Annotated in this window: 21 protein-coding genes; 16 read left to right on the plus strand and 5 right to left on the minus strand. The window is 64.3% G+C overall.

From position 1 onward, the window contains the following. Positions 1-19 precede the first annotated feature (19 nt). From AB4074_RS01165 to AB4074_RS01185, 5 genes are all read left to right on the plus strand, one after another. Positions 20-811, plus strand: a complete 792-nt coding sequence (locus tag AB4074_RS01165; protein ID WP_441411740.1) for an ABC transporter ATP-binding protein — start codon at positions 20-22, stop codon at positions 809-811. After that, entirely contained in the window at positions 793-2,364 is a 1,572-nt protein-coding gene (locus AB4074_RS01170) for a transporter (RefSeq protein ID WP_441411741.1), read from the plus strand. Before AB4074_RS01165 ends, AB4074_RS01170 begins: the two co-directional genes overlap by 19 nt. Positions 2,365-2,457: 93 nt before the next feature. Then, on the plus strand, positions 2,458-3,240 hold the full coding sequence (gene nagB, locus AB4074_RS01175) for a glucosamine-6-phosphate deaminase (RefSeq protein WP_437770746.1): 783 nt from the start codon (positions 2,458-2,460) through the stop codon (positions 3,238-3,240). 36 nt (positions 3,241-3,276) lie between these two features. Further along, the gene (locus AB4074_RS01180) at positions 3,277-3,615 is read left to right on the plus strand and encodes a DUF3039 domain-containing protein (protein WP_236811694.1); all 339 of its coding nucleotides are present in this window, start codon (positions 3,277-3,279) and stop codon (positions 3,613-3,615) included. Positions 3,616-3,795: 180 nt separating this feature from the next. Then, positions 3,796-5,574, plus strand: coding sequence for a DEAD/DEAH box helicase (locus AB4074_RS01185; protein WP_345452864.1), 1,779 nt, complete (start codon positions 3,796-3,798; stop codon positions 5,572-5,574). 24 nt (positions 5,575-5,598) lie between these two features. Here AB4074_RS01185 and AB4074_RS01190 read toward each other — a convergent pair whose 3' ends face one another. Next, positions 5,599-6,225 (minus strand): isochorismatase family protein, encoded by a 627-nt coding sequence (locus AB4074_RS01190; protein WP_345452866.1) that lies wholly within the window; start codon positions 6,223-6,225, stop codon positions 5,599-5,601. Next, positions 6,226-7,554, minus strand: coding sequence for a nicotinate phosphoribosyltransferase (locus tag AB4074_RS01195; RefSeq protein WP_441411742.1), 1,329 nt, complete (start codon positions 7,552-7,554; stop codon positions 6,226-6,228). A gap of 146 nt (positions 7,555-7,700) precedes the next feature. On the opposite strand from AB4074_RS01195, the gene clpS reads away from it, so the two are divergent. The 6 genes from clpS (at position 7,701) to rdgB (ending at position 12,096) form a co-directional block, all read left to right on the plus strand. After that, a complete protein-coding gene (gene clpS / locus AB4074_RS01200) occupies positions 7,701-8,111 on the plus strand; it encodes an ATP-dependent Clp protease adapter ClpS (RefSeq protein ID WP_345449878.1) in 411 nt (136 codons plus the stop codon). After that, the gene (locus AB4074_RS01205) at positions 8,104-8,670 is read left to right on the plus strand and encodes a DUF2017 domain-containing protein (RefSeq protein WP_441411743.1); all 567 of its coding nucleotides are present in this window, start codon (positions 8,104-8,106) and stop codon (positions 8,668-8,670) included. Before clpS ends, AB4074_RS01205 begins: the two co-directional genes overlap by 8 nt. Before the next feature lie 95 nt (positions 8,671-8,765). Further along, positions 8,766-9,836 carry a glutamate racemase gene (gene murI, locus AB4074_RS01210; protein WP_441411744.1) on the plus strand — a complete coding sequence of 357 codons (1,071 nt, stop codon included), beginning with the start codon at positions 8,766-8,768 and terminating at the stop codon, positions 9,834-9,836. Continuing rightward, positions 9,833-10,630, plus strand: coding sequence for an MBL fold metallo-hydrolase (locus AB4074_RS01215; protein ID WP_441411745.1), 798 nt, complete (start codon positions 9,833-9,835; stop codon positions 10,628-10,630). Before murI ends, AB4074_RS01215 begins: the two co-directional genes overlap by 4 nt. Before the next feature lie 69 nt (positions 10,631-10,699). Next, complete coding sequence (gene rph, locus AB4074_RS01220) at positions 10,700-11,458, plus strand: ribonuclease PH (RefSeq protein WP_345449882.1); 759 nt, start codon at positions 10,700-10,702, stop codon at positions 11,456-11,458. Continuing rightward, complete coding sequence (rdgB, locus tag AB4074_RS01225; protein ID WP_441411746.1) at positions 11,455-12,096, plus strand: RdgB/HAM1 family non-canonical purine NTP pyrophosphatase; 642 nt, start codon at positions 11,455-11,457, stop codon at positions 12,094-12,096. The genes rph and rdgB overlap by 4 nt, the downstream gene beginning before the upstream one ends. A gap of 72 nt (positions 12,097-12,168) precedes the next feature. Here rdgB and AB4074_RS01230 read toward each other — a convergent pair whose 3' ends face one another. Then, positions 12,169-12,933: a VTT domain-containing protein gene (locus tag AB4074_RS01230; RefSeq protein ID WP_441411841.1), complete on the minus strand. Its 765-nt coding sequence runs from the start codon at positions 12,931-12,933 to the stop codon at positions 12,169-12,171. 202 nt (positions 12,934-13,135) lie between these two features. On the opposite strand from AB4074_RS01230, the gene AB4074_RS01235 reads away from it, so the two are divergent. Together AB4074_RS01235 and AB4074_RS01240 are read left to right on the plus strand one after the other, a co-directional pair. Next, positions 13,136-14,377 (plus strand): MFS transporter, encoded by a 1,242-nt coding sequence (locus AB4074_RS01235; RefSeq protein ID WP_441411842.1) that lies wholly within the window; start codon positions 13,136-13,138, stop codon positions 14,375-14,377. Between the two features lie 263 nt (positions 14,378-14,640). Further along, complete coding sequence (locus AB4074_RS01240; RefSeq protein ID WP_441411843.1) at positions 14,641-15,564, plus strand: SDR family oxidoreductase; 924 nt, start codon at positions 14,641-14,643, stop codon at positions 15,562-15,564. 22 nt (positions 15,565-15,586) lie between these two features. Here AB4074_RS01240 and AB4074_RS01245 read toward each other — a convergent pair whose 3' ends face one another. Both AB4074_RS01245 and AB4074_RS01250 read right to left on the minus strand, forming a co-directional pair. After that, positions 15,587-15,781, minus strand: coding sequence for a hypothetical protein (locus AB4074_RS01245; RefSeq protein WP_441411747.1), 195 nt, complete (start codon positions 15,779-15,781; stop codon positions 15,587-15,589). 10 nt (positions 15,782-15,791) lie between these two features. After that, positions 15,792-17,186: an Nramp family divalent metal transporter gene (locus AB4074_RS01250; RefSeq protein WP_441411748.1), complete on the minus strand. Its 1,395-nt coding sequence runs from the start codon at positions 17,184-17,186 to the stop codon at positions 15,792-15,794. A 163-nt stretch (positions 17,187-17,349) separates the two neighbouring features. Between AB4074_RS01250 and AB4074_RS01255 the strand changes: the two genes are divergently transcribed. The 3 genes from AB4074_RS01255 (at position 17,350) to AB4074_RS01265 (ending at position 19,322) form a co-directional block, all read left to right on the plus strand. Then, positions 17,350-17,610 carry a DUF4235 domain-containing protein gene (locus tag AB4074_RS01255; RefSeq protein ID WP_441411749.1) on the plus strand — a complete coding sequence of 87 codons (261 nt, stop codon included), beginning with the start codon at positions 17,350-17,352 and terminating at the stop codon, positions 17,608-17,610. A gap of 71 nt (positions 17,611-17,681) precedes the next feature. Continuing rightward, positions 17,682-18,707, plus strand: a complete 1,026-nt coding sequence (locus AB4074_RS01260) for an exonuclease domain-containing protein (RefSeq protein WP_441411750.1) — start codon at positions 17,682-17,684, stop codon at positions 18,705-18,707. A gap of 66 nt (positions 18,708-18,773) precedes the next feature. Continuing rightward, complete coding sequence (locus tag AB4074_RS01265; RefSeq protein WP_441411751.1) at positions 18,774-19,322, plus strand: DUF4395 domain-containing protein; 549 nt, start codon at positions 18,774-18,776, stop codon at positions 19,320-19,322. Positions 19,323-19,331 lie beyond the last annotated feature (9 nt).

The following is a 19,331-nucleotide window of genomic DNA, read 5'->3' on the forward strand; positions in this document are numbered from 1 at the left end:
CCGGGGCTAGGCTGGCTGCATGACTGTCCAGCTTCCCGGTTCACCTCCCATCTCCCCGGTGCCTGCCTTGGCCCTGCGCGGACTGGCAAAGCGCTTCGGCGGCAAAATCGCCGTCGACGGCATCAGCCTGGATGTCCCCGCCGGCTCCTTCTACGGCGTCGTTGGTCCCAACGGGGCGGGCAAGACGACCACGTTGTCCATGGCCACCGGGCTCTTGCGGCCGGATTTCGGGACGGCCTACATCCACGGCGTGGATGTGTGGACGAAGCCGCTCGAAGCCAAGAAACTGATGGGGATACTGCCCGACGGCGTCCGTCTCTTCGACCGCTTGACGGGTGAACAGCTGGTCACCTACGCCGGCTTGCTCCGTGGCATGGACAGGGACGTTGTTGCCCAAAGAGTGGGAGAGCTGATGGCCGCGCTGGATCTCAGCGGCGACGCCGGCACCCTCGTGGTTGACTACTCCGCCGGCATGACAAAGAAGATTGCCCTCGCGTCGGCGCTCATCCATGCGCCCAGGCTGCTGGTGCTGGACGAGCCCTTTGAGTCCGTGGATCCCGTCTCGGCAGCCAACATCAGGGGAATTCTTGACAATTATGTGGCCTCGGGAGGGACGGTCATCGTCTCGAGCCACGTCATGGACCTTGTGCAGCGCATGTGCGACCACGTAGCCGTCGTGGCTGCCGGCAGGGTCCTCGCCGCCGGAACCGTCGACGAGGTCCGTGACGGTGCCACGCTCGAGGACCGGTTTGTGCAGCTCGTGGGCGGCGGAAACCAGACGGGGGGCCTGGAATGGTTGCGCACCTTCTGAGCCTGAAGTGGCGGCTCCTGCGGAACGGCTTCCGGCGCAGCCCGGGCCAGCTTGTGGGCATCGCGATCGGCGGGCTCTATGCGCTGGGAGTCGTCGCGACCCTCGTGGTGACGCTCGTCGCCCTGCGGTGGGCCGACGCCGAGACGGCCCACACCGCCGTCGTCCTCGGTGGCGCCGCCGCGATCCTGGCCTGGGCAATCGTGCCCCTGATGGCCTCGGCCGCTGACATGACGCTTGACCCTTCCCGCTTCACGACGTCGGCGATCCCGATGCGCCAGCTGCTGACCGGGCTTGCCCTCGCCGGATTCATCGGATTGCCGGGCTTGTCCACGACGATTGTGGCGTTATTCACCGCGGCGACATGGTGGCGCAGCGTGCCGGCGGTGCTCGGCGCCCTGCTGGGTGCCGTGCTAGGCGTGCTGAGCTGCGTGGTCTTGTCGAAAGTCATCACGACGGCGACTGCCAGCCTCGCGGCCTCCCGCCGTTTCAAAGATGTGAGCAGCATTGTGGTCTTTGTGCCACTCGTGCTGATGGGGCCGATCGTGGCCGGCGTCTTCAGGGGAGTGTCCGGTTCTACGGGCTACCTCCCGGAACTTGCCCGGACGGTCTCCTGGACTCCACTCGGAGCTTCCTGGTCGCTTGGCGGGGATCTGGCGTCCGGAGATTTTGCCGCCGCCGGCCTGAAGGCATTGATCGCCCTCGCCACTCTCCTCGTGTTGTTTGCCGTCTGGAATGCCTTGCTCAAGCGGGCGCTGGTCACTCCGCCATATTCCGGTGGATCAAGGAAACGCGGCGGGAAACTTGGCTTGTTCGGACTGCTGCCGGCAACTCCCACCGGTGCGGTTGCCGCACGCTCCCTCAGCTACTGGATCCGCGATCCGCGCTACGCAGCTTCGCTGATGGTGGTCCCGTTGTTGCCCGTGATTTTCCTGTTCCAGTCCGGGCAGTCCGGAAGCTACTCCATGCTGGTGATTCTGGGGCCCATGTCTGCCTTTGTCCTCGCATGGTCCATTGCCGCGGATGTCTCCTACGACAACACCGCATTTGCCTTGCATCTGGCCACCGGGGTCCGCGGCATTCATGACCGGCTCGGCCGGGCCTTGGCTTGCATGGCCTTCGCCCTCCCGGTGGTGTTGATCTTCGCCGTGGGGCCCTTTTTCCTGACCGGCGAATGGGGCTGGTTGCCCGGTCTCCTTGGGCTTTCCCTGGGCGTGCTGTTCACGGGCCTCGGCTTGGCCTCCGTTGTGTCGGCGCGGTACACGTCCACTGTGCCGTTGCCAGGTGACAGTCCGTTCAAGAAGCCGCCGGGAAACGTTGCCCAGACACTGGCGGTCCAGTTCGGAGGAATGGCGGTGCTGTTCCTCCTGGTCCTTCCGGAACTTGTCCTCGTGATTGTCCAATCGGTCACGGGCGATCCGCTGTGGGGATGGATCAATCTGGCAATTGGTACGGTTCTTGGGGTGGCATTGTTGGTGTCGGGAGTCCGGATCGGCGGACGCTGGCTTGACCGGCGCGGGCCCGAGCTCTTCGCACAATTGAGCGTCAACCGTTGATTCCATGATCAACAATGACAAGTTATGGGACATGGGATAACCTCGAGTTTGAACCAGTTCATCCGGGAAACACAGCTAGAAAGGTCGTGGACGATGGAAGTTGTCATCCTTCCGGGAAGCAAACAGATCGGGGCACTTGCCGCGGATGCCATCGAGGCACTGCTCCGCCGAAAGCCGAACGCCGTCCTGGGCCTGGCCACAGGGTCCTCTCCGCTCCCTGTCTATGACGAACTGGCGCGCCGCCACCAGGAAAAGGGACTCGACTTCAGCCAGGCACACGCCTTCGCCCTTGATGAATACGTCGGGCTCGAACCCGGGCATCCGGAGTCGTACCGTGAAGTCATCCGCCGTGAGTTCACGGACCGGGTCAATATCGACCCCGCCAACGTCCACAGCCCTGACGGTACCGCGGCCGACCTTCCCGCAGCCTGCGAGGCGTACGAGGACTCCATGCGGGCACTCGGCGGCGTTGACCTGCAGATCCTTGGCGTGGGCACGGACGGCCATATTGGATTCAATGAGCCGGGTTCCTCGCTCGCTTCGCGGACTCGGATCAAGACGCTGATCGAGCAGACCCGCAAGGACAACGCGCGCTTCTTCAAGAGTATCGACGACGTTCCCCACCACGTGGTCACGCAGGGTTTGGGAACCATCATGGACGCCCGGCACGTTGTCCTGATTGCCACGGGGGCGCAGAAAGCCCAGACCGTCAGGGACTTTGTCGAGGGGCCGGTGGCGGCCATCTGCGCGGCATCGGTGTTGCAAATGCACCAGCACGCTACCATCCTGATCGATGAGGCTGCGGCTTCCTCGCTCAAGCTCGCCGATTACTATCGCCACACCTATGACAACAAGCCGAAATGGCAGAGCATCTGACGCGGTGCATCTGATCGCGAAGCATCAGCGGCTAAGATGGATGGCATGACGACGCTGCCTCCGGACCCATTCGAAAACGATCCCATGCGCGAGCTTTCCGGAGCCGGAACTTCCACTGCAACCATTGAGCGCGAGGAAGTGCGCCAGGAAGTGGAACCCGGTGACCGGGAGCGTTTCTCGCACTATGTCCGCAAGGAAAAGATCATGGAGTCCGCCCTGACAGGCGAACCCGTGATTGCCCTGTGCGGCAAAGTGTGGACCCCTGGCCGGGACCCGCAGAAGTTCCCGGTCTGCCCCGAGTGCAAAGAAATCTATGAAGGACTTCGCCCCGGTAACGACGGCGGAGACAAAGGCGGCCCGGGCGGCTCCAAGTAGCGAGTAAGCCCAAGTAGTCGGGTATTTCCTGGTAGTAGGCGGGGGAGTGCTTTCTCCTGCCTGTTTGCTGCCCTGCGTGATTCGGCGCGTCCGGAACAGATTGGTGTTTTTTGTGGTTATTTGGGTTTCGCTGGCCGCAGCGGACTTGCTTGGAATCGTTGCTGGTCAGGGGGAATCCGCGTGACTGAAACACTCTTCGGCGGCCCCGCGCTGCCTCCGGCATATCCGGAACGCGCAGCCTGGGGAACCGCCCCGAAGCTGCGCGCCTGGCAGCAGGAAGCGCTGGACTTGTACCTCAACGCGAGCCCGCGCGATTTTCTCGCCGTGGCAACGCCGGGAGCAGGTAAGACCACCTTCGCCCTGCGGATTGCCTCAATACTCCTCGACAGTGGAACCGTGAACCGCGTGACGATCGTCGCTCCCACTGACCACCTGAAACGGCAGTGGGCGGACGCCGCGGCCAAGGTGGGCATTGCCATCGATCCGAACTTCAAGAATTCCGACGGCCAGCACGGCAGGGGTTTCGTCGGCGTCGCGGTCACCTATGCGCAGGTGGCGAGCAAGCCCATGCTCCACCGGGCCAAGACCGAGGCCGCCCGCACGCTGGTCATCCTCGATGAAATCCACCACGGTGGCGAAGCGTTGTCCTGGGGCGACGGATTGCGCGAGGCCTTCGATCCTGCCGCGCGACGCTTGGCGCTCACAGGCACGCCTTTCCGTTCCGATACCTCACCCATCCCTTTCGTGGAATACGCCGAAGACCGCGACGGCATCCGCCGCTCGAAGGCGGACTACACCTATGGTTACGGCAACGCCTTGAGGGACCACGTTGTCCGTCCCGTGCTGTTCATGGCGTATTCGGGCCAGATGCGTTGGCGTACCAGCGCGGGAGACGAAATGGCGGCATCGCTCGGCGAGGCCGCCGTCACCAAGGACATCACCTCCCAGGCATGGCGGACCGCGCTGAACCCCGGCGGCGAATGGATCCCCGCGGTTCTTGCTGCCGCCGACAAGCGCCTCGGCGAGGTGCGCCGTACAGTGCCCGACGCCGGCGGCCTCGTCATTGCCACGGATCACGACGACGCCCGCGCCTATGCAGGTCAGCTCAAGAAGATCACAGGTCAGTCGCCCACGGTGATCCTGTCCGATGATTCCAAGGCTTCGCACAAGATCGAGGAGTTCACCGCCAGCGACAAGCGCTGGATGGTGGCTGTCCGGATGGTGTCCGAAGGCGTCGACGTCCCCCGGCTTTCGGTCGGCGTCTACGCGACGTCCACCTCCACGCCCCTGTTCTTCGCCCAGGCCGTGGGCCGCTTCGTCCGTGCCCGCAAACGCGGGGAAACGGCGTCGGTTTTCCTGCCGTCGGTTCCGCCCCTCATGGCCTTGGCCAACTCCATGGAAGCCGAGCGGGACCACGCACTGGACCGGCCCGAGAAGGAAGATCCGGACGGCCTCTTCAACCCCGAAGAGAACCTGATGGCCGAGGCCAACCGCGAAGAGAAGGCCTCGGACTCCCTTGAGAAGGGCAAATTCGAGGCCCTCGATTCGCAGGCATCCTTTGACAGGGTGCTTTTCGACGGCGGCGAATTCGGCACGGGCGCCGATATCGGCTCCGAGGACGAACTTGATTTCCTCGGGATCCCCGGGCTGCTCGACGCCGAACAAGTGGGAACGTTGCTCCGGCAGCGGCAGCATGATCAGCAGTCGAGGAAGAAGCGCCAATCTCCCTTGGCAGCCGCCGCGTCACCCGCGGTTCCGGACCACCGCATGCTGATGGACCTGCGCAATGAGCTCGCAAAAAACGTCGCGGCCTGGTCGGCCCGCACCGGTACCCCGCACGGCGTCGTCCACAACAAGTTGCGCGAGGTGTGCGGCGGACCGGCAGTCGCGCAGGCGAACGAGGAGCAATTGCAGTCACGGCTGCGCAAGCTCCAGGATTGGTTCATCGGACGGAAGTAGAACTGCTTGGCGGGGCCCTGCCCCTTAGCGCTGCCCCAGTTCGACGCCGTTCTCTTCCAGTTCCGCGTAGGTCTCGTCAAGATCCTCCGCGATTCCGGCGGTGAGTTCACCGATCACTGTCACGGAGTAACCCGCCTGCACGGCGTCCAGTGCCGTGGCCCTGACGCAGTAGTCCGTGGCGATACCTACCACCACCACTTCCTCCACTCCGTGGCTCTGCAGCCAGTCATCGAGCCCGAGGGCGTCCTCGTCCAGCTCGACGGAGGGGTCGGCGCCGGGCGCTAGTTCGCCCATGGGCACTTCGTCTTCGGGAGCGAGGACTCCTTCGAAGCCTGAGTAGGCCGCGGTGTATTGTCCCTTGCGGAAGTAAGCCTGGATGTACTCGGCGTCGAGATCCGGGTGGAGTTCGGCGCCCTTGCTCCCTGCGCGGCAATGCGGGGGCCAACTGTCCACAAGGTCCGGTGTTTCCGAGAAATGGCTGCCCGGGTCTACGTGCCAGTCCTGCGTGGCCACGACGTGGTCGAAGTGCTGGTGGTTCTCGTCAAGGTATTCGCTGATGGCGGCAGCCGTGGCGGCGCCACCTTCCACGGCGAGGGACCCGCCCTCGCAGAAATCGTTCTGGACGTCCACGATAATCAGGGCACGGGACATTCAGTCCTCCTCATAGACGGTGGGGATTGCCGGCTCGCCGCGCTGCAGCCTCCGGACTACCGGGGGGAGTTCGGCCATGCTGGCAGCGTGGCGTTCCTGTGCCCGGACGACGCCCTCGTGTCCCGTCCATCCCGGGAGCAGTTCGCCGTTCTTGATGAACTGCTGGAGCAGCGGGCGGTCGTTGCCGTCGTCTTCCGGCCGGTGTCCGATGCCCACGATCTCCTGGGTGGCGATGCCGAGTTCGTTGAGTTTGCGCAGGGCATATTTGCGGCCTCCCACGCTGGCCTTGTTTTTGGCTACCTTGGCCACGGGAATGAATTCCCCGGCATCGTTGGTCCGGCTGACGAGCTTGTAGACCATGCTCGCCGTCGGAGCCCCGGATCCTGTGACCAGGGAGGTGCCCACGCCGTACACGTCCACCGGGGCCGATTGCAGGGCGGCGATGGCATATTCATCGAGATCCGAAGTGACAACGATCCGGGTGTTGGTGTTGCCGAGGTTGTCCAGCAGCTCACGGACCCACTGGGCCTGGGCCACGAGGTCTCCGGAGTCGAGGCGGACTGCCCCGAGCTTGTCACCCGCGAGTTCCACCGCGGTGCGTACCCCGGTCTCGACGTCGTACGTGTCCACCAGGAGTGTCGTGCCCGGTCCGAAGGCGGCGATCTGGGCTTCGAAGGCCTCGCGCTCGGTGTCGTGCAGGAGCGTGAACGAGTGGGCGGCCGTGCCCACGGTCTTGATGCCGTAGCGGCGGCCGGCCTCAAGGTTGGAGGTGCTGCCGAAACCGGCGATGACCGCGGCGCGGGCTGCCGCCGTCGCGGATTCCTCCTGGGTGCGCCGGGAACCCATCTCGATGCATGGCCGGTTGCCGGCCGCGCTGGTCATCCGGGAGGCAGCCGAAGCAATCGCGGTGTCATGGTTGAGCACGGACAAGATGTACGTTTCCAGGATGCACGCTTCCGCGAACGTGGATTCGACGATCAGGATGGGGGACCCGGGGAAGTACGCCTCGCCCTCCGGATAGCCCCAGATGTCGCCGGAAAACCTGTAGTCGGCGAGGAAGTCCAGTGTCTGCCTGTCAACTACTTTGTGCTGATCGAGAAACGCGAGCTCGGCGTCTCCGAAGCGGAAGTCCTTGATTCCCTCAAGCAGCCGGCCGGTGCCGGCGACGATGCCGTAGCGGCGGCCGTCGGGCAGGCGGCGGGCAAAGGCCTCGAAGACGGAGCGCCGGTGTGCCGCACCCGAATGCAGGGCAGCTTCCAGCATGGTCAGCTCATAGTGATCGGTGTACAACGACGTGCGGGGGTGGTCCCAGGCGACGGATCTACTCACGAAATTCACTCTAGTCCCCACCGCCTCCCACGTCTCGCTCCGCTCAACGCGGGGCCCTCGCCGGTGTGGGCCCATCCACCGCCTCCCACGTCTCGCTCCGCTCAACCGCCATTAGTCCGCCCATCCATCACCATTAGAATGGACAGATGACCACTACCGTCGGCCCCGGCACAGCCCCCGGCACCTATACAGCCACCTGCACAGTGACAGACGCAGGCTTAAAGGGGAAAGAACGGACGGACCTCTCGGAGCAGTCGTCCACCGACGTCCTCAGCGCTGCCGACATCCCTTGGAACCTGGTGGTGTGGAACGATCCCGTCAACCTCATGAGCTATGTGAGTTACGTGTTCCAGAGCTATTTCGGCTATTCCGAGGCCAAATCCAACAAACTCATGCTCGAGGTCCACAAGAAGGGCCGTTCCATCGTGGCGCATGGAGGCAAGGAACAAGTGGAGCAGCACGCGGTTGCCATGCACGGCTACGGTCTGTGGGCAACGGTTGAAAAGGCAAGCAGCAGCGGCGACGGCAGGGGACGCAAGGGTGGCGCACGTGGCTAAGGCTTTCAAGTACGGACTCAAGGGCATTACCGGCTACCTTGAGCCCGCCGAGCGCGAACTCCTGCGCGGACTCCTGGACGATGTCATTTCAATGCTGGAACCGGAGCTGTCGAGCAACGAAGATCCCCTGACGGCCTTGATCGGCTTGGACATGAACGTCAAGGAACCGTCCGATCGCGCCCTCTTGCGGCTCCTGCCGAACGTCATGAAGAACGACGACGCCGCGTCCCTCGAGTTCCGTCAGCTCACCGAGCGCTCGCTGCGGGAAGGAAAAATCGGCGCCCTTCGGGCCGCCGCGATGGGCCTGGACCGCAACGAGCTCGTCCTCACCCCGGAGGAGGCGAAGTTCTGGTCCATGGCCCTCAACGATGTTCGTTTGGTGCTGGCCGAGCGCCTCGATATCCGCGACGAGGCGGATGCCGACCATGTCCACGCCATGCAGGACTGGTCCCAAGCCGAAGACGTAGAGAGCTACCTGGCGCTCGTCTACAACTTCACCACCTGGCTCCAGGAATCGTTGGTCCAGGCCATGATGGCGTCGATGGACCGGAAGCCCTGAGTGGGGCTTGTGGCCGGCCGTGTGACAAAACAGACACGAGGCCCCCGCCACATGTCGTGGCTGCAGCACATGCCTTGGCTTATTCTCTAAGAATCATGAACTCAGCATCGGACGCGGTATCGGATGGGGAGAGCGCCGCAGCGGCGTTGGAATCCCAGCGCAAGCCGGAAACACTGAACAGCACAGCACCCAACCCGTTGCTGGGATCACGCCCCATCGGTGTCTTCGATTCCGGAGTCGGCGGACTCACCGTCGCACGGTCCATCATCGACCAGTTGCCCCATGAGTCGATCATCTACGTGGGAGACACTGCCAACGGACCTTACGGGCCGCTGCCCATCGCCGAAGTGCGGGCCAATGCCCTCGGCGTCATGGACGAGCTCGTGGACTCCGGCGTCAAGCTCCTGACCATCGCCTGCAACTCAGCTTCGGCCGCGGTCTTGCGCGATGCCCGTGAACGCTACACGGCCCGCTACGGGATTCCCGTCATCGAGGTCATCCAACCGGCAGTCCGCCGGGCAGTGTCCGCGACGAGGTCCGGCCGGATCGGCGTGATCGGGACGTCCGCCACGGTAGGTTCCCGCGCTTACGAGGACACCTTCGCCGCTGCCCCGGACCTGACCATCACCTCGGTGGCCTGTCCGGAATTCGTGAGCTTCGTGGAAGCCGGCATCACCACCGGTCCCGAGCTGCTGGCCGCGGCCCACGAATACCTGGAACCGCTCAGGGACGCCGGTGTTGACACCGTGGTGCTGGGTTGCACGCACTATCCCTTGCTCACGGGCGTGATTTCCTTCGTCATGGGGGAAGACGTCACCCTTGTGTCGAGCGCCGAGGAAACCGCCAAAGACGTTTACCGCGCCTTGGCCACCCACGGGATCCAACGGACCGATCCCGGCTTGCCGCGGCACGACTTCATGGCCACCGGCGACGTTGTCCAGTTCGAAACCCTGGCGCGCCGTTTCCTCGGCCCGGAGGTCCTGTCCGTGCGCCACGTGGATCATGTGGCCGCCCAATACCCGACCGGAAGCCTCGCCCGCATCACCCCGGAAATGTTGGAGGCCGCCCGCGCCGGCGGCCATCATGCGAGGACGTCCAATTTCGTTGATCCTGCAGCGTTCACTGTGAACGAATTCGGCGCGGCCCGCGGGGGCCGCATCCAGTGAAACTGACCATTGTTGGCTGCACGGGTTCCTTCCCCGGTCCGAGCTCTCCGGCGTCGTGCTATCTGCTGACCGCGCACGACGGTGAACGCCAGTGGAAGATCGTCATGGACCTCGGCAGCGGTGCCCTTGGAGCCATCCAGCGCTACACGGACCTCGAAGATATCGACGCCATCTTCCTGACCCACCTGCACCCGGACCATTGCATGGACCTTTGCGGACTGCACGTGGCCGTCCGCTGGAAGCCGGGCGGCTGGGGACGGGACAGGATCCCCGTCTGGGGTCCCGCCGCGACGGCCGACCGCATGGCCACCGCCTACGGGCTGGAGCTGGACCCCGGAATGCACGAGGAATTCGACTTCAGCAACTGGAGCGAACGCCAATCCGTGCAGCTTGGACCGTTCACCGTGACACCGTATGCCGTGAACCACCCGGTGGAAGAGGCCTACGCCTTGCGCGTCGAGGTCACCGAGCCGGACAAGGACGGCAAGGTGGTGAGCAGGATCCTCACGTACTCGGGAGATACCGACTCGTGCCAGGGCCTTGAGGATGCCGCCCGCGACGCCGATCTTTTCCTGTGCGAGGCCGCCTTCGAAGAAGGGCGCGACGACGACATCAAGGATGTGCACTTGACCGGCAAGCGCGCGGGCCAGGCAGCGGCAGCCGCCGGAGCCCGACGCCTCCTGCTGACGCACATCCCGGTCTGGACATCGCAGACCAAAGTCATGGCCGAGGCGCGGCCCGAGTTCGCCGGCGATGTCGCCGTCGCCGTAGCCGGAGTCCACTACACCGTCTGAACCCGGAGTCCGGCTGCCCAGACCGACCGCGCAGTCCAGCGGAGGCTGGGAGATCGCTAAGCTTGCAGTATGACTTCCGAAGCCACCTCTGCCCCCGTCATCCGTGCCGACGGCCGTACGCCCGATCAACTCCGTCCCATCAGCATCACCCGCGGCTGGTCCAAGCAGGCCGAAGGTTCGGCCCTGATCGAATTCGGCAACACCCGGGTGCTGTGCACGGCTTCCCTGACCGAGGGCGTCCCGCGCTGGCTCAAAGGCGAGGGCCGCGGCTGGGTCACGGCCGAGTACGCGATGCTGCCGCGGGCCACGAACACCCGTTCCGACCGTGAGTCCGTCAAAGGCAGGATCGGCGGACGCACCCACGAAATTTCGCGCCTGATCGGCCGCTCATTGCGTTCCATCATCGACACCAAGGCTCTAGGCGAGAACACGATCGTGCTGGACTGCGATGTCCTGCAGGCCGACGGCGGCACCCGCACCGCCGCCATCACCGGCGCCTACGTGGCACTCGCCGAAGCGATCCGCTTCGCCCGCGAGAACAAGATGATCGCGAAGAATGCGCAGCCGCTGATAGACACGATTGCTGCCGTTTCCGTGGGAATCATCGACGGTATCCCGATGCTGGACCTGCCCTACGTCGAGGACGTGCGCGCCGAAACCGACATGAACGTGGTGGTCACGGGCTCCGGCAAGTTCGTGGAAGTCCAGGGCACCGCCGAGGGAGCCCCCTTCGACCGCGATGAACTGAATGCCTTGCTGGATCTTGCCCTCATCGGCACGGGGGAGTTGGCAGCAATCCAGCGCGAGACCCTGGCCGAGGCCCCGTGAGCATCGACACCACGCCGCGGCTCGTTCTCGCCACCCACAACAAGGGAAAACTGCGCGAACTCAGGGAACTGCTCAGGGGGCAAGTGCCAGGACTCGACGTCGATACCCAAGTGATTGACGCGGCTGCGGCCGGCGCTCCCGATGTTGCAGAGACCGGCGTGACGTTTGCCGAGAACTCCCTGCTCAAAGCACGGGCCGTGGCCGAGGCCACGGGAATGGTGGCGATTGCCGATGACTCGGGACTGGCAGTGGACGTCCTGGGTGGAGCTCCGGGCATCTTCTCGGCCCGCTGGTCCGGCCGGCACGGTGACGACGCCGCCAACCTTCAGCTCTTGCTGGCGCAGCTCTCCGACGTCCCCGACGCACACCGGGGAGCCGCGTTTGTCTGCGCGGCGGCACTCGCCGTACCGGCCGCCGTCGACGGCGGGGCACGCGAGGTGGTCGAGTACGGCCAGCTGGAAGGCACTCTCTTGCGTGTACCCCGCGGCGCCGGTGGATTCGGGTACGACCCCGTGCTACAGCCGCAGGGGTTGGACCGCAGTTGCGCGGAGCTGAGTTCCGAGGAGAAGAACGCCATCAGCCACCGCGGCAAGGCGTTCAGGGCGCTGCTCCCGGCCATTGTGGACGCACTGCGCTAGAACTCCCGGGCAAGCTTTAACGAAAGAGGCACCCCGCAACTGCGGCGTGCCTCTTTCCTTAAGCCAGTGCGTTTAGCGTTCGCCGTGCTTTCCGGCTTCACTTCCGTCCACGAACTCTTCGGCGGGTTCCGCGCCGCGGTCAGTGGCCTTGCGCTTCGCGAGCAAGCCGCGGATGACCTCGATGGCCACCGGGACGACCGAGAGCAGCACGATGACCACGAATATGATGTCGAGGTTGTCCCGGACCCACGGAACCTTGTCGCCGAGAAGGTAGCCGAGCAGCGTGACGCCACCGCCCCAGAGCACCGCCCCGATGACGTTGAAAATGAAGAACTTGCGCTTGTCCATCTGCGCGACGCCGACAATCACCGGGACGAAAGTGCGGATGATCGGAACGAAGCGGGCCAGGATCAGGGCCTTACCGCCGTGCTTTTCGAAGAAGGCGTGCGCACTCTCGACGTTCTCCCGCTTGAACAGCTTGGAATCAGGTTTGTTGAAGATGGCCGGTCCGGCTTTGGAACCGATGAGGTAGCCGCTCTGGTTGCCGATGATCGCTGACACGACGATGAGGACGGCGAGTGCCCAGATATTGAACTTGATGGTATCCGTGGCGACGAGGAGCCCCGCGGTGAAGAGCATCGAGTCACCCGGCAGGAAGAAGCCCACCAGGAGTCCCGTCTCGGCGAACACAATGCCGCACACGAGCAGGACTACCCATGGTGCCAAGGCGGGGTCGGCCAGGAAGATCTGGGGGTTCAACCAGTCGGGGAGGAGCGCGGACATATGCGGCTGCACCGGTCCTGCACCCACCAAAGCGGATACGGCAAAGTCGTTCATCGCAGAAAGGGTCACCCTTCAAGGGTACGGGATAACCGCCGTCGGGCCCGTGGGACATCCGTTGGGGGTGTCTGGTAGACCCTGCCTCCAGTCGCCCGAGGTGCGTAGCGTGGTGGAGGTGGACAGAAGACATGAAGACTTCTGCGTCCGCAGCTAACTGCACGTGAATGACGAGGAAGAACTTTTGAAGCGAGATGTAGTCATATCCAGGACACCGGCGACGGTCGCTGCTGGGTCAGCCCCGGCGTTCCCGTGGGGAGGTCTTCTGATCCTCGCCGCAGCAGGCTTCACTGCCGTCACTACCGAGCTCCTCCCGTCCGGACTGCTGCCCCAGATCAGCCGGGACCTGGAGGTAGACGAATCGGCCGTAGGTTCCCTCACTGCCGCCTATGCGGCGGTCATCGTCTTCACAGCGCTTCCCTTGTCCAGGCTGCTCGGCGGACGAGTTCCCCGCAAGGCGTTGTTGATCGGCACCGTGCTCGCGTTCGCACTCAGCAACGTACTGCTGGCGTCCAGCCCGAGCCTGGGATTGGCAGTTGCCGCAAGGCTCCTCGGGGGCGTGGCCCACGGGATGCTGTGGTCAAGCATGGCCCCCTACGTTGCCAGGATCGTCCCCGCGCACTCTGTCGGAAAAGCCATGGCCATGGTCTTCAGCGGTAACAGCATCGCACTGGCGGTCGGCGCTCCGATCGGCACACTCATGGGCTCGGTGCTCACCTGGCGCGGCTCTTTCCTGATCCTGGCCGGAGTCGGTGCGGTTCTCGCCTTGTTCGCCGTTTGGGTGCTCCCCGCAGCCCCCGACGAGGACGGCCATACGACGCCGACCCTCCGCGGAGCCGTGAAGCTGCCCGGCGTGACCGCCGTGGCCACAGCTTGGCCGCTCTTGCTTTTGGGCCATTTCACCCTGTTCACCTACATCGCGCCGTTCCTCCACGTCTCCGGACTGCCGGATGCCTTCACGAGCATTTCGCTGTCCGTCGTGGGGGCCGCCAGCCTCGTGGGGATCTGGATCGCCGGCCTCACCGCTGATTCCCACCCGCGGCGCTCCCTGCTTTCCGCGGTCGCACTGCTCGTACTGGCCTTTGGCCTCTTGCCGTTACTTGGTGGCACATGGGTGGGTGAACTCGTGCTGGTGACCGTGTGGGGAACCGCTTTTGGGGCCATCGGAATCTACAACCAGGCAGCAATCCTCCGCGCTGGCGGAGAGCACAAGGACGCCGCGAACGGCTTGACCGTGGTGACCATTCAACTCGGTATCGCCGTCGGCGCCGGTTATGGGGCCCTCGCCCTGACTACTGTCGGCGCCCTGTGGGTGCCGTTGGCCGCAGCCGTCCCGACGGCGGCGGCGCTCGCAATCATCCTGGCCAGCCGCCGCGGCGGCTACCCTGCCGGTCCACGGGAGACACCAGCCGCAATCCCCACTGCCAAGGAACCGGGACGCTAGCGCTTCCGGTCCGTCCAAGGTATTCGTTCAAGAATATAAGTATGCTGATGATCTTGTGCACTCCGGCCGGTGGTTTTAGGTTTAGAAGCGGCAAGCACTTCAACTGTCCGGGGTACGCGCAGGGAACCGAGCGATTCTCACGACGACGACCAGATGGAGGAACAGTGATGGCAGGACGCAACTTCGATGAGGATGACCAACAAGCAGAAGCGCTGGTTGTCAACAAGGGATCAAGCGCAAGCGATCTTGACGACGATATTGTGATGGCTTTGGAGAATCAGGTCATTCGGCACCCGGATGTCCCGGACGGAGCGCGGGATCCCCGGACCTTGTACCCGGGGGGCTCGTTCGAACCTCAACCACAGGACTACCCTGGCTGGACCGACGCGATGCGTCCCCGCCCGGACCACGGCGAAAGCACCTACATCGGACACCACCGCATGGAGGGGTTCCGGACCCTGATCACCGGGGCGGATTCCGGTATCGGAAGGGCTGCCGCGATTGCCTATGCCCGCGAAGGAGCGGACGTTGCCTTCACGTACTTGCCTGAAGAAGAACAGGACGCGGTGCACACAGTCCAGTTGATCGAAGACGCCGGTCGGAGCGCGTTGGCGCTGCCCGGTGACCTCTGCGACGAGGCTTTCTGCCAGGATGTGGTCTCCCAAACTGTTGCGGAGTTCGGTGGGTTGAACGTGCTCGTCAACAACGCCGGCTATCAAATGACCACGAGCGAAGGAATCGAAGACCTCACGAGCGAACAGTTCGACCGGACCTTCAAGTCCAACGTCTATGCCCTTTTCTGGCTGACCAAAGCCGCGCTGCCCCATCTGCAGCCAGGGTCCGCGATCATCAACGTGTCGTCCATCCAGGGCTACCACCCGAGCCCGAGCCTTATCGACTACGCCGCCACCAAGGCGGCCATCATCAACATGACGTTCTCGCTCGCGGAATCATTGGGGCCTCGCGGGATCCGCGTCAACGCGGTGGCACCCGGACCGATCTGGACTCCACTTCAGCCCCCGACCCAGCCGAGCGAAAAAATAGTCCATTTCGGTGAGGACACGCCCCTGGGGAGGGCAGGTCAACCCGCTGAACTGGCAGCGACCTTCGTGCTGCTGGCCACCGCGGAAGCAAGCTACATGTCGGGATCCGTTGTCGGCGTCACCGGGGGACGGCATTTAGCGTAGTACCGCGCCACGTCCGCCCGTGTCATTCCGGAGGCTTGGCACGGGCATCGCGCTGTTGCTGTTCGAGCTTGGCTTCTGCGTCCGCCCTGCGCCGGCCGACGATGCGCAATTGGTGAGTGGTCGGATGTGCGTAATCCTCAAGGCGTGCGGGATCATCCGGCTTTTTGTTGCTTGAGGCGCCCGCGGGTTCGGGGGCGGGGCTGGCGTGTTCACTCATGGGAGTACTCCTAGGCTGAGCCGGTGACTGTGGTCCAGATGCCGATGGCCCCGGCGACGACCATGATGGCGGTGGTGGACCAGCCGAGTGTCGCGGCAAGTCTTCCGTTGCGGTATTTGCCCATGAGATCTTTGTCCCTGGAGATGAGCATGGTGACTATGAGGAACGGGGCCGCGGCGATTCCGTTGATGATCGCGCTGAGGATCAGCAGTCCGATGGGGTCCGTGGCAAGGAAACTGATGATGACACCGCCGATGGTTCCCACGCCCAGCAGCGCGTAGAACGTGCGAGCCTGGCTGGGGCGCCGGTCGAACCCCCAGTTCTTGCCGAGCAGGCCGGCAAGCCCGGCGGAACCGGAAGCGGCGAGGACGGGGACCGCCAGGATGCCCGAGCCGATGAACCCGGCCGCGAAGAGGAACTTCGCGGCCGGACCCACGATGGGTTCCAGCGCTTTGGCGGCGTCGGCCGCGGTCTTGACGTCCGTGCCGTTCCTGCCCAGGGTCGCGGCGGTGGCCGCCATGATGGCGAACATGACCAGGACGGAGAAGAACATGCCGGTGAAGACATCGGCGCGAGCGTTGCGGAGCTTATGCTCAGCCGGTGCCGGGGCTCTTTCCTCCAGGCTGACTTCTTCAGCGCTGCCATGGTCCTCTTCGCGGAGTTCCTCGATCCTATCGGCGCTTTGCCAGAAGAACAGATACGGGGAGATCGTCGTGCCCAGCACCGCGACGATCAGTCCCAGGTAGTCCCAGCTGAAACGGAACTGCAGGCCCAACAGTCCTGCCGCGACGTCACCCCAGTCCACTTTGGCCACGAACAGGACCGCCACGTAGGCCAGCAGGGCCAGGCAGAGCCATTTGAAGATCTTTGAAATGATCTCGAAGCCGCCTGCCATCAGGACGACGGCTATGCCGATCCCGGCGATCGCGCTCCACATCTGGGCCGGGCCCGCGCCGAACAGTTCCATGCCCTGCCCGATGGCCATCAGGTCCGCCGCCGCGTTCAGCGTATTGGCCGCGAGCAGGGCCACGATCAGGATTCCAATCATCAGCCGGGGTTTGCGGGAGAACTTCCGGCGGGCCAGCCTGCCCAGACTGTCCCCGGTGGCCAGCGCGGTGCGGTCGCAGATTTCCTGGACCGCCATCATCATCGGCAAAGTGACAGGAGCGGTCCAGAGCATGCCGTTGGAGAAGGTGGCGCCAGCCTGTGCATAGGTGGCGATTCCTGAGGGATCGTCGTCGGCCGAGCCTGTGACCAGTCCTGGCCCGAGCAAGCCAAAGAACCGCAGGATGGGCGAACGTTTCGGGCGCGAAGTAGCTTGATCGCCGCCGGAAGAATCGTCTGGCTTGCTGTTGCTCGCCGGAGTATCGCGGGATTCAGGTTCAATGGATTCGACAGAACTCACTTTGTTCTCCTGCTCATCACGTATGCTGAATACTAAGCATGCTGACTATCCCCAGTAATCTATAAGTTTAGGGCAAAAGGCCGGGGGCTGCCTGGCCACATGCGCAACAGGCAGCACCGAAGCCGCGTGAACCGGCCCATGTGGGCACAATCGGAGGAACCAGATGAACGTCCTGATGAAACTGCTTGGCCTCGCTGTGGGCATGGGCGCCGGGGTTGCGGCGAACAAGGTCCTGGAGGCCATCTGGAGCAAGTCCACAGGGAAGCCCGCGCCAAAGGATGCGACCAATCTGGAGGACTCCTTGCCGGGCGTAGTGTTGTTCGCCTTCGCCGGGGGCGCCGTAGGGGCGGTCATCCATGTCCTGACCCAGAGGACAACCAAGAAAGCGCTGACCAAGCTGCAGGAGACCGCGGACGAGGTCTGAACGACGGTTCGTAGCAAGTGGCGGCCATCACCACCGCCATAGGAAGCCATATCCACCTGTAACCTTGACCAGTGGCATTGGACTTTACGGCGATCGACTTTGAAACTGCGAACGGCTTCAGGGGTTCTCCGTGCTCGGTCGGGCTGAGCAAGGTCCGTGGCGGCGTCGTGGTGGAGGAAGCTTCATGGCTCATGCGGCCGCCGGAAAACCACGACCACTTCGAATACCACAACACCCGGATCCACGGCATCCGCGCCGAGGACGTCGCCGAGGCTCCACGCTTTGGCGAACTCTTCCCTGAAATCGGGGCCTTCATCGGCGGGGACATCCTTGCCGCCCACAATGCGGCGTTCGATCTGGGCGTGATCCGCTCCGGACTCGAAGTTTCCGGCCTGCCCGGCCCCGGCTACGAGTACGTCTGCACGGTGATGTTGTCCCGGCGCTGCTACTCCTTGGTATCCAATTCCTTGCCCTACGCCGCGGAGGAGGCTGGCGTGCCCCTCGTGAACCATCACGACGCCGCGGAGGACGCACGGGCGTGCGCCGGAATCCTGGTGGACATCGCGCACCGGAACAACGCCAACAGCATCGCCGAGCTCTACTTGTCCCTTGGCCTGGCCATACCCAAACAGCAGGCCTTCCAGCCCGGAGACGGACTGTCCAAGCAAACGATCGCCGCGCTCGCGGGCGTCGGAGGAGGGGGCGGCGCTGTCGCCGGGCGACCCGGCGTCGGGATTGGCGCCGGCCAGCTTGGACGCGCCTGGAGCAATTGGCCGGAAGAGGGCACCAACCCGGACCCCAACCCTGCGGCGGAACCGGGCCACCCCCTGTTCGGGCAGACTGTTGTCTTCACCGGTGAGCTTGCCATTGCCCGGCCGGAAGCGAAACAGCGAGCGGCAGAGTTGGGCGCGCGTCCAGAGAGCCGCGTGACCGGAAGGACCACGGTCCTGGTGGTGGGTGACGGCTTCGTGGCCGGCGATCTCCGGAACGGGCGCCTCACCGGCAAAGCCAAGCGGGTCTTGGAGTTGCACAGCCGCGGCCAGCAGATCGAGGTCCTGTCCGAAGGGGAGTTCCTGCAGATGGTCGGCGGACGCTAGCGGGGGCAATATTCACACGGAGCAACAAAGCTTCCCGTTGTGTCGCGGCGCTCCTAGCCTTGAGCCATGACTCAGGGAAAACAGGCAGACACTGCAGGGCTCACCGCAGGAACGCCGGCTCCGTCAGCCACTGGATGGCGCGCCGTCTTCGCTTTCCCCAACCCCGTCAATGAGTACGCCGCGAGGATCACGGCCGGCCTGGTGGTTCTTGCGGCAGTGGCCACCCTCGTGAGCGGCCTCGGCTGGGGACTCGTGCTGATCGCCGTCGGCTTCTGGCTGCGGGTGTTGTTCGGGCCCAGGATCTCGCCGTTCGCCTTGCTGTCCGTCAAGGTCCTGGCACCCAGGGTGGGTCCCGCCAAACTTGTCCCGGGCCCGCCCAAGCGCTTCGCACAAGGAATCGGCGCGGCGCTCAGCACGGCGGCCGCGGTCCTGTTCTTCGCCGGGTTCGCCGTAGGTGCCTGGATCCTGCTCGCCTTGCTGATCGTCGCGGCGTCCCTCGAATCGTTTGTCGGATTCTGCCTTGGTTGCGCCATTTTCGGGTTCCTGCAGAGGCACGGCCTCATCCCCGAGGGCGTCTGCGAAGCGTGCAACAACATCGCGCTTCGCAGGCTTTGAACCTGTTGC

It is taken from the genome of Arthrobacter sp. 2MCAF14 (assembly GCF_052115645.1).
GTDB lineage: Bacteria > Actinomycetota > Actinomycetes > Actinomycetales > Micrococcaceae > Arthrobacter.